The sequence below is a fragment of the Pseudonocardia oceanicola genome (assembly GCF_047200735.1).
In the GTDB taxonomy this organism is placed as follows: domain Bacteria; phylum Actinomycetota; class Actinomycetes; order Mycobacteriales; family Pseudonocardiaceae; genus Pseudonocardia.
Window position 1 is genome coordinate 61,122 of the sequence record NZ_JBJZON010000031.1, and the last position, 8,342, is coordinate 69,463.

Genomic DNA, 8,342 nt, shown 5'->3' on the forward strand with positions numbered 1-8,342 from the left:
CCGGCCGGGACGCGCGATGACCGCGAGGACCCGCGCCGCCCGCAGCGCCTACGTCTGCGGCGAGTGCGGCCACCGCGCCGCCCAGTGGGTCGGGCGCTGCCCCGGCTGCCAGGCCTGGGGCACGCTGACCGAGCAGGCCGAACCGGCCCGTCCGGCGGTCGGCGGGGGCGGGCTGCGCCGCGTCGCGGCCGGCGCGCCCAGCACCCCGGCCCGCCCGATCGCCGAGGTCGCGCTGGACTCCGCGCGGGCCCGTCCCTCGGGGGTCGACGAGCTGGACCGCGTGCTGGGTGGCGGGCTCGTACCCGGCGCGGTGGTACTGCTCGCCGGTGAGCCGGGCGTCGGCAAGTCCACGCTCCTGCTCGAGGTGGCGGCGAAGGCCGCGGGCGCGCTGCGCGGCGGCTCCGTCCTCTACGTCACCGGCGAGGAGTCCGCGGGCCAGGTGCGCCTGCGGGCCGAGCGCACCGGCGCCCTGCACGACCGGCTGTTCCTGGCCGCCGAGTCGGACCTCTCGTCGATCCTCGGGCACGTCGACGCGCTGCACCCGGACCTGTTGATCGTCGACTCCGTGCAGACCATGACCTCGCCGGAGGTCGACGGCTCCCCCGGCGGCGTCACCCAGACGAGGGCGGTCACCGTCGCGCTCACCGCGCTGGCGAAGGAGCGCGGACTGCCCGTGCTGCTCGTGGGGCACGTCACGAAGGACGGCAACATCGCCGGTCCCCGGGTGCTCGAGCACCTGGTCGACGTGGTGCTGGCGTTCGAGGGCGACAAGCACTCCACGCTGCGGATGGTCCGCGGGGTGAAGAACCGCTTCGGCCCCGCGGACGAGGTCGGCTGCTTCGAGCTGCGGGACGAGGGCATCGTCGGGCTGCCGGATCCGTCGGGCCTGTTCCTGGCCCGGTTCGGGGCCACCCGGGCGTCGGTCGTGCCGGGGACCGCGGTCACCGTCGTCATGGACGGGCGGCGACCGCTGCTGGCCGAGGTCCAGGCGCTGGTCGCGTCGTCGTCGATGCCCACGCCGCGGCGGGCCGTGAGCGGGCTGGACAGCTCGCGGGTCGCGATGCTGCTGGCGATCCTCGAGCGGCGCGGCCGGGTGCGACTGCAGGACTCCGAGGTCTACACCGCCACGGTCGGCGGGATGAAGGTCACGGAGCCGGCCGCGGACCTCGCCCTGGCCATGGCCGTGGCCTCCGCGAAGAACGACGTCGCCCTCCCGCCGGACCTCGTGGTCCTCGGCGAGCTGGGGCTCGCCGGGGAGGTGCGGCGGGTGTCCGGGGTCCGGCGCCGGCTGGCGGAGGCCGCCCGACTCGGCTTCACCCACGCCCTGGTCCCGCCGGACAGCGACGCGGGCACCGGCACCGGCATGAAGGTCACCGAGGTCTCGGACGTGTCGCAGGTGCTCTCGCGGATCAGGCGGGCGTCAGGGTGAAGTACGTCGGGCCGCTGATCCGGTCGGCGACCCGGGTCAGCAGCGTGTAGTCACCGGCCGGCAGCCGGGTCCGCGGGGCGGTGCAGCCCGGGTTCGACGAGAGCCCCGACCAGGTCACCTCGAAGGCCACCGGCTGGCCGGGGACGAGGGTGCGCAGGTCCTGTGTGGACGGGTTGACGCAGTCGTTGCTCGACCACAGCCGGGTCCGGATCGGCCGGTCCCACACCACGATCTCCAGCAGTGCGCCGTCGAGGTCGCGCACGCACGCCTGGTTGCTGACGTTCACCACGGTGAGCCGCAGCTCGGGTCGGTCGCCCACCTCGTGCCGCGGCGCGTCGATCTCCGCCCCGACCTCGATCATGTCGTTGGTGCAGGGCGGTGGACCGGCCGGCGGGGCGGGCTCGGTGGGCGCCACCGGGACGGAGGCGCGGGGGGTGTCGTCGGGGCGCTTCGACTCGTCGGTGGCGCTCACGGGGCCGCCCTCGACCGAGGCCCCGGTGGAGGGCGCCTCGGACGGGTCCGAGGTCGCCGTCCCGGGTGAGGCCCCCCTGCCCGGGCCCCCCATCGGCACCCCGCCGGTGGACAGCGGCGCCTCGGCGGAGGTGCCGGGTGCCGCCGAGGGGGTTCCCGTGGCCGGGTCGATCGTGGCGCCGGTCGGCGGAACGACCGACGCCGGCGTGCCCGACGGCGAGGGGCCGGTGTGGAGGGCGGAACTGCTGGCCGCACGGCTCGTGGCCTCCTCGGTGGGGGCCAGGTCGGACGAGGGACGGGTGAGCGCGGCGACGGAGAACCCGGTCACGACGAAGAACGCGATGACGGACGCGAGCGCCAGCCAGCGCCGTTTCCAGTAGACGTGCGCGGGCAGCGGTCCCACCGGCTCCCACATATCACGCAGAGTAGCTCTGTGATTACTACACGTCGCAGGATCTCGCGCGGCGCGGCGCACCCGATCCACCGGTGTGGGGGACCGTATCGGGCGATCACCCACCCGGTCGCGCGGCCCCCGGACCGGCGGTGCGACGATCGCGTCGTGACGGCCGTGCTGCACCGCTCCGGTCCGGGCGAGCTCCCCGCGCGCACCGCGGAGTGGTTCCGGGCGCACGCGCGCGATCTGCCGTGGCGGCGGCCGGGGACCACCCCGTGGGGCGTCCTGGTCAGCGAGTTCATGCTCCAGCAGACGCCGGTGTCGCGCGTGGAGCCGGTATGGCTGCGGTGGATGGAGGAGTGGCCGCGGCCCTCCGCCCTCGCCGCCGAGCCCCGCGCGGAGGTGGTGCGGGCCTGGGGGAAGCTCGGCTACCCGCGCCGGGCCATGCGGCTGCACGCGGCGGCCCAGGTCATCACGACGGAGCACGGCGACCGGGTGCCGTCGGACGTCACGGCGCTGGAGGCCCTACCGGGGGTGGGCAGCTACACCGCCCGGGCGGTCGCCGCCTTCGGCTACGGACTGCGCGCCCCGGTCGTCGACACGAACGTCCGGCGGGTGGTCGCCCGGGCCGTGCACGGTGCGGGTGACGCCGGACCGGCACGGACGAAGGCCGACCTGGCCGACGTCGACGCCCTCCTGCCCGCGGACGAGGGCGAGGCCGCCGTCGTCTCCGCCGCCCTGATGGAGCTGGGTGCGGTGGTGTGCACGGCCCGCTCGCCGAGGTGCGGGACGTGCCCGGTCAGCACGGCGTGCGCCTGGGTCGCGGCGGGACGGCCGGAGTACACCGGGCCCCGCCGTCCGGCCCAGGGCTTCGCCGGGACGGACCGCCAGGTGCGGGGCAGGCTGATGGACGTGCTGCGCGCGGCCGATCGCCCGGTGCCGAAGGCGGCACTCGACGCGGTCTGGGCCGATCGGGCCCAGCGGGACCGCTGTCTGGACTCGCTGCTGGTCGACGGCCTGGCCGAACAGGCCGCCGACGGTCGCTTCGTGCTGGGCGGCACGCTCGCGCATACGACAGACTGACCGCGGAGAAAGGTTGGCGAGGTACGAGGAGCTCGATGGCGCAGATCGTCCGCTTCCGGCTCGACATGGCCGCCGAGGAGCACGTGGTGGAGCTCCGCGACCGGCTCGCCGCCGAGGGCCTTCGCGTCCCGCACGAGATCCCGACCGTCACCTTCGCCGCCGCCGCCCAGATCCCGGCCGCCGCACGCGTCGAGCTCACCGAGGCCCTGCGGGGGCTCAGCCTGCCCGCGCTCTGGCTGCCGACCCTCGGCTCGGTCGCCGGGCACGACGACGACCTGGTGCTCTCCGCCATCGTCGACACCGAACTGCTCGCGGTGCACAACGCCGTGCACGACGCACTGGCCGGCAGGGTCCGCTCGCCCTTCGGCTCCTACCTGCCCGGCGCGTGGCTCCCGCACGTCGTGCTGGCGCACGAGCGGCCCGCCGACGCGTTCGCGCTCCTGCACCCCGTGCGCCCGATCCGGGCCGCGATCGAGGGGGTGGAGATCGCCGACACCCGGGACGGGTCCAGCGAGCCCCTGCTGGCCTGACGCCGTTGCCGGGACACCGGGGTCAGCCGGCGCGCAGCAGCCCGCGCGGTGCGAACGGCTGCTCGCCGCGCTTGCGCGCCCGCCACCAGCGGCGTCCGGAGTGGGCCAGCCTGCGGCCCTTGCGCACCGGGGTCAGCTGGGTCGCCATGTGCCACTGGTAGCGCCACGGTGGTTGCATGCCCTGCCGGTGGGACAGCGAGTAGGCGAACTCCACGGCGTCACGGTCGAGGTACCGGTCGACGTGCTCGAACCAGGCCGCCCCGGTGCGGGCCGCCGCCGCCTGCGCCGTGCGCAGCGCCTCGCGGCCCTTGCGGTCGTAGGCGCCCAGCGCCGCCGAGAGCGACGGCTGCTCGTAGAGCGCCTGGGCCAGCATGATCGCGTCGATCATGGCGAAGCGGGTGCCCTGCCCCATGGTGAAGTGGGTGGTGTGGGCGGCGTCGCCGAGGAGCACGACGTTCGCGTGCCGCCAGGTCTCGTTGCGCACCTCCAGGAACCGCCGCCAGGGGGGAGGGCCGTCCCCGCGAGCTGCTCCTCAGGGCCTGGCCGTCGAGGGTGTGCGTGAAGATCTTCTCCAGCAGCGCGATGCCGTCCTCGTGCGGCAACGTGTCCAGCCCGAGGCCGGTGAAGGTCTCCGGCGAGCACTCGACGATGAACGTGCTCACGCCCGCGCTGGTCGGGTAGCCGTAGCACCAGACCCAGCCGGCGTGCGTCTCCTCGAAGGCGAAGGTGAAGCTGGTGAAGACCTTCTCGGTGCCGAGCCAGATGTACGGGTTGCGGCCGGTGGTCAGGGCTGTGCCGAAATCGTCGGACACGTGGTCGCGCAGCCGGCTGCGCGCCCCGTCGGCCACCACGACGAGGTCCGCCGTGAGCTCGCCGGTGTCGAACGTACCGTCGGCCAGGGCGGTTTCCGGCGCGGGGCTCTCGTAGCGGACGTCGACACCGAGGTCCGCCGCCCGGTTCGCCAGCACCTCGAGCAGTCCGGCGCGCGGGACGCTGAACCCGTACCCGGACAGGTAGCCGACGTCCTCGCCGCGCAGGTGCACCTCCTGCTCCTGCCACAGGTGCGAACGGGCCCGGATCGCGCGGGCGGACTCGCGGTCGTTGCGGTACAGCCGGTCGAGCAGGCCGTCGTGGCAGACGACGCCCCAGCCGTAGGTGGCGCCGCGTGGGTCCTTCTCCAGCACGGTGATCTCGTGCGCGGCGTCGCGCCGCTTGGCCGAGATCGCGAAGGAGAGCGCGGCGGGCCCGCCGCCGACGCAGACGATCCTCATCGTGCCGCCTTCCTGTCACCTGGGCCCGGGCCGGCGGCCCGGCGGGCCGCGAGATCGACCGGCATGGGGGCCGAGTCGTGGTGCAGCCGGCAGAGCTGGGCGTCACGCCGGTCCCGGGCGAGCAGCTCCGCGTGGGTGCCGGCCTCGGCCACCCGGCCGGCCTCCAGGTAGAGGATCCGGTCGGCGTCGGTGACCGTGAGCAGGTTGTGCGAGATGACGACGGTGGTGCGGCCGGCCATCAGCCGGCGCATCGGGCCGAGGGCCCGCTCGGCCGACTCGGCGTCCAGGCTCGTCGTCGGTTCGTCGAGGAGCAGCACGGGCGCGTCCCGGATCATGGCGCGCGCCACCGCGATCCGTTGCCGCTGACCACCGGAGAGCAGCCGGCCGCGCTGGCCGACGCGGGTGTCGAAGCCCTCGGGCAGAGCGTCGACGAAGTCGTCGACGTCGGCGGCGCGGGCCGCGCGCTCCAGGTCCTCCCGGCTCGCGTCGGGCCGGCCGGCCAGGATGTTCTCCGCGATGGTGCCGTCGAGCAGCAGGGTCTCCTGCAGCACCACGGCGATGTTCGCGCGCAGGTCCCGCCCGTCGAGCAGGATCCGGCCGCGGGTCGGATCGTAGAACCGCAGGAGCAGCTTGACCAGCGTGGTCTTGCCGGCCCCGCTCGCTCCGACCAGGGCCGTCGTGCCGCCGACCGGGACCGTGACGGACACGTCGTGGAGCACGTCCACGGTCTTCTCCGGATGGCGGAAGCCGACCTCCTCCAGCCGTAGCTCCCCGCGGACCCGCGGCAGCGGGCCGGGGCCGGGACCCGGCCGCGCCAGCCGGACCGGGTGCTCCGGCGCCGGCACGGAGGTCCGCTGGTCGAGCAGCTCGATGACCCGCTCGGCCGAGGCGGCGGCCGCGTACACCGAGTTCGAGTACGACCCCAGCCCGCGCACGGGCGCGTAGAGCTGGGACAGGTAGATCAGGAAGGCGAGCAGGCCGCCGAGGGTGATGCGAGTGCCACCAGGGCCAGCTGCCGGTTCAGGTAGGACAGCATGCCCGTGTAGACCGCGATCGTGACGGCCGAGGGCACCAGGCGGGTCACGCCGGACAGCACCAGGCCCTCGATCTGCGAGATGTCGCCGGTGAGCCGGCTCAGCGTGTCACCGAGCCGGCGGCGGTCGAAGAAGCCGAGCGAGAGCGTCTGGACGTGCGCGAAGACCCGCACGCGGAGCCGGTTCAGGAAGTGCTCGCCGATGTAGGCGGTGAGGTAGGTCGACCAGACCCGCAGCAGCCCCAGGGCCACCGTCAGGCCGACGTAGAGGACCGCGAGCCGGGGGAACGCGGCGAAGTTCCGGGGGGCGAGGACGTCGTCGACCAGGAGCTTGAAGAGCCACACGATCGCGGCGTCGAGGTACGGGGCCACGACGACCAGGACCAGCACGACCGCCAGCCGACCGTGGACGGGCATCCGGCCCGAACCGGCGGAAGATCTCGCGGACCGCGACGGGCGGCGCCGCGTCCACCAGCCCGACCTCCTCGGGCGGCGTCCGGCTCAGCAGCGACCGCAGAACGTCCCGCACGTGATGACCCCCTCCGCGGTGAAGGGCGGTGGCCCCGTCGGAACGGGACCACCGCCGGCTCACTCAGTCGCTGCAGTCGCCCCACTTCCCCCATCCGTTGTCGTCGTCACAGCTGTCACCCCAGTGGCCCCAGCCGCCGCAGTCCTTGTCGTCGTCGTTTCCCCAGCCACCCCAATCGTGGTCGTGGCCGCCCCAGTGGTGGTGGTCTCCCCTCGCGGTTCGTCCCCCTTCACCGTCCGTCCGAAGAGGACGGAACCGGTATCCACAGTGGATCAGTGCTCCCGGCGGGAGCACCGAGGGACAGCCGCGGCTCCGGTGTCCGTTGCACACGGACCGCCGGATCACCCCGGAGGAGCAGTCGATAACGGTGACTCGTCCGCGGTGCCCGGTACCCGGTCCGCACCGGCGCCAGGCCTCGCACCCCCGCGTCCGGCGGACCCCGTGGTCGGATGCGTTCCGCCGGCCACCTCGCCCCCGCCACGGGACTGCCGCGAGCCGCCGCCGGAGCCGCCGTCCGAGGAACCCGATCGGTCGCCGGAGCCGCGGGCGCTTCGGTCGCCCGTGGTACCACCGTCGGCGGAGTCGGCGTCGGAACCCTCCCGTCCCGCAGCGGAACGGTTGCGCTGCTCGGAACCACGCCGCTGCCCGGAGTCCGTGCCGGACCGGGTCTCGGGCCCGGTGTCGGACCGGACCTCCGGCCGCTGACCGGACCGGGTGGAGTATGTCCCGGACGGGCTGCCGGAACGGGCTCGGGAGTCGGGGCGAGCCGGGCCGACGGTCCGGGCGTCCGTCGTGGGACGGGCCTCGGTCGTGGGTCGAGCCTCCGTCGAAGGGCGGGCGTCCGTCGTGGAGCGGGCCTCCGTCGTGGGTCGAGCCTCCGTCGTGGAGCGGGCCTCCGTCGTGGAGCGGGCAGACCGGTCCCGCGTCGTCGCGCCCGGGTCCCGACGCCCGTCCTGCCGCGCGACGTCGCCACGGTCGTGGGCGCCGGTGCGCACCGACCGGTCCTCGGACCGCCACGGGGGCCGCTCGTGCCCGGCCCGGCCGTCGCGCTCCCGACCGGTCTGCGCCGCAGGTGCGTCGCCGTGGCGCGGCCGGGTGTCGCCGCCCGACCGGTCCTCGGGGCGGGAGGCGGAATAGTGCTGCGCCCGCGGGGTGTCGGTACTCCCCGAGTAAGTGTGGTGTCCGGCGTCGCGGCCTCCTGACCGGTCCTCCGCACCGGTCCGGGTCCGGTCGGGCGCCAGGGCGCGGGCGCGGTCCCCGGAACCGTCCGACGAGTGGCCACGAGCGACATCGGCGGACCGATCACCCGGGGCGGTGTCCGGCCGCAGCCGGTCACCGCCCCAGGGCGCCGGCCGCCCACCTGGGTCCTGCCGGGTGGCGCTCCCGGACGGGCGCGGCGGTTCGCGATCCGGTCGGCCGACGGCGCCGGGGTCGGAGCTCGACCGCACCGCAGGAGTGGGCGCCGGCCTGGCCGACGCCTTCGGAGCGTGGTCGTCCAGGTCCGACGCGGGTGCGCCTCGGTCGGGCTGGGTCCGCTCGGGCTGGGACCGCTCGGACTGGGACCGCTCGGACTGGGACCGCTCGGACTGGGACCGCTCGGAC

The 8,342-nt window shown here is 75.1% G+C and carries 8 protein-coding genes and 1 pseudogene; 4 read left to right on the forward strand and 5 right to left on the reverse strand.

What is annotated here, in order from left to right; genetic code table 11:
- Nucleotides 1-16 precede the first annotated feature (16 nt).
- Nucleotides 17-1,429, forward strand: a complete 1,413-nt coding sequence (gene radA, locus ACL02T_RS30385; protein ID WP_412834233.1) for a DNA repair protein RadA — start codon at nucleotides 17-19, stop codon at nucleotides 1,427-1,429.
- Here radA and ACL02T_RS30390 read toward each other — a convergent pair.
- Complete coding sequence (locus tag ACL02T_RS30390; RefSeq protein ID WP_412834234.1) at nucleotides 1,410-2,315, reverse strand: hypothetical protein; 906 nt, start codon at nucleotides 2,313-2,315, stop codon at nucleotides 1,410-1,412. The genes radA and ACL02T_RS30390 overlap by 20 nt on opposite strands.
- 144 nt (nucleotides 2,316-2,459) lie before the next feature.
- On the opposite strand from ACL02T_RS30390, the gene ACL02T_RS30395 reads away from it, so the two are divergent.
- Both ACL02T_RS30395 and ACL02T_RS30400 read left to right on the forward strand, forming a co-directional pair.
- Nucleotides 2,460-3,377 (forward strand): iron-sulfur binding domain-containing protein, encoded by a 918-nt coding sequence (locus tag ACL02T_RS30395; protein WP_412834235.1) that lies wholly within the window; start codon nucleotides 2,460-2,462, stop codon nucleotides 3,375-3,377.
- A 35-nt stretch (nucleotides 3,378-3,412) separates the two neighbouring features.
- The gene (locus tag ACL02T_RS30400; protein ID WP_412834236.1) at nucleotides 3,413-3,907 is read left to right on the forward strand and encodes a 2'-5' RNA ligase family protein; all 495 of its coding nucleotides are present in this window, start codon (nucleotides 3,413-3,415) and stop codon (nucleotides 3,905-3,907) included.
- A gap of 22 nt (nucleotides 3,908-3,929) precedes the next feature.
- Here ACL02T_RS30400 and ACL02T_RS30405 read toward each other — a convergent pair whose 3' ends face one another.
- Together ACL02T_RS30405 and ACL02T_RS30410 are read right to left on the reverse strand one after the other, a co-directional pair.
- Nucleotides 3,930-4,121: a hypothetical protein gene (locus ACL02T_RS30405; RefSeq protein WP_412834245.1), complete on the reverse strand. Its 192-nt coding sequence runs from the start codon at nucleotides 4,119-4,121 to the stop codon at nucleotides 3,930-3,932.
- A gap of 114 nt (nucleotides 4,122-4,235) precedes the next feature.
- Nucleotides 4,236-4,391 (reverse strand): annotated as a pseudogene (locus ACL02T_RS30410) (FAD-dependent monooxygenase); the annotation flags it as partial.
- Nucleotides 4,392-4,465: 74 nt separating this feature from the next.
- On the opposite strand from ACL02T_RS30410, the gene ACL02T_RS30415 reads away from it, so the two are divergent.
- Nucleotides 4,466-4,588 carry a hypothetical protein gene (locus ACL02T_RS30415; protein ID WP_412834237.1) on the forward strand — a complete coding sequence of 41 codons (123 nt, stop codon included), beginning with the start codon at nucleotides 4,466-4,468 and terminating at the stop codon, nucleotides 4,586-4,588.
- 586 nt (nucleotides 4,589-5,174) lie between these two features.
- Here the strand turns inward: ACL02T_RS30415 and ACL02T_RS30420 are convergent.
- Nucleotides 5,175-6,083 carry an ABC transporter ATP-binding protein gene (locus ACL02T_RS30420; protein ID WP_412834238.1) on the reverse strand — a complete coding sequence of 303 codons (909 nt, stop codon included), beginning with the start codon at nucleotides 6,081-6,083 and terminating at the stop codon, nucleotides 5,175-5,177.
- Nucleotides 6,084-6,139: 56 nt separating this feature from the next.
- Nucleotides 6,140-6,628 carry an ABC transporter transmembrane domain-containing protein gene (locus tag ACL02T_RS30425; RefSeq protein WP_412834239.1) on the reverse strand — a complete coding sequence of 163 codons (489 nt, stop codon included), beginning with the start codon at nucleotides 6,626-6,628 and terminating at the stop codon, nucleotides 6,140-6,142.
- Nucleotides 6,629-8,342 lie beyond the last annotated feature (1,714 nt).

Coding starts and splice junctions, on each gene's coding strand:
- ACL02T_RS30425 (WP_412834239.1), bottom strand. CDS start 6,628: ATGCCCGTCCACGGTCGGCTGGCGGTCGTGCTGGTCCTGGTCGTCGTG.
- ACL02T_RS30390 (WP_412834234.1), bottom strand. CDS start 2,315: ATGTGGGAGCCGGTGGGACCGCTGCCCGCGCACGTCTACTGGAAACGG.
- radA (WP_412834233.1), top strand. CDS start 17: ATGACCGCGAGGACCCGCGCCGCCCGCAGCGCCTACGTCTGCGGCGAG.
- ACL02T_RS30400 (WP_412834236.1), top strand. CDS start 3,413: ATGGCGCAGATCGTCCGCTTCCGGCTCGACATGGCCGCCGAGGAGCAC.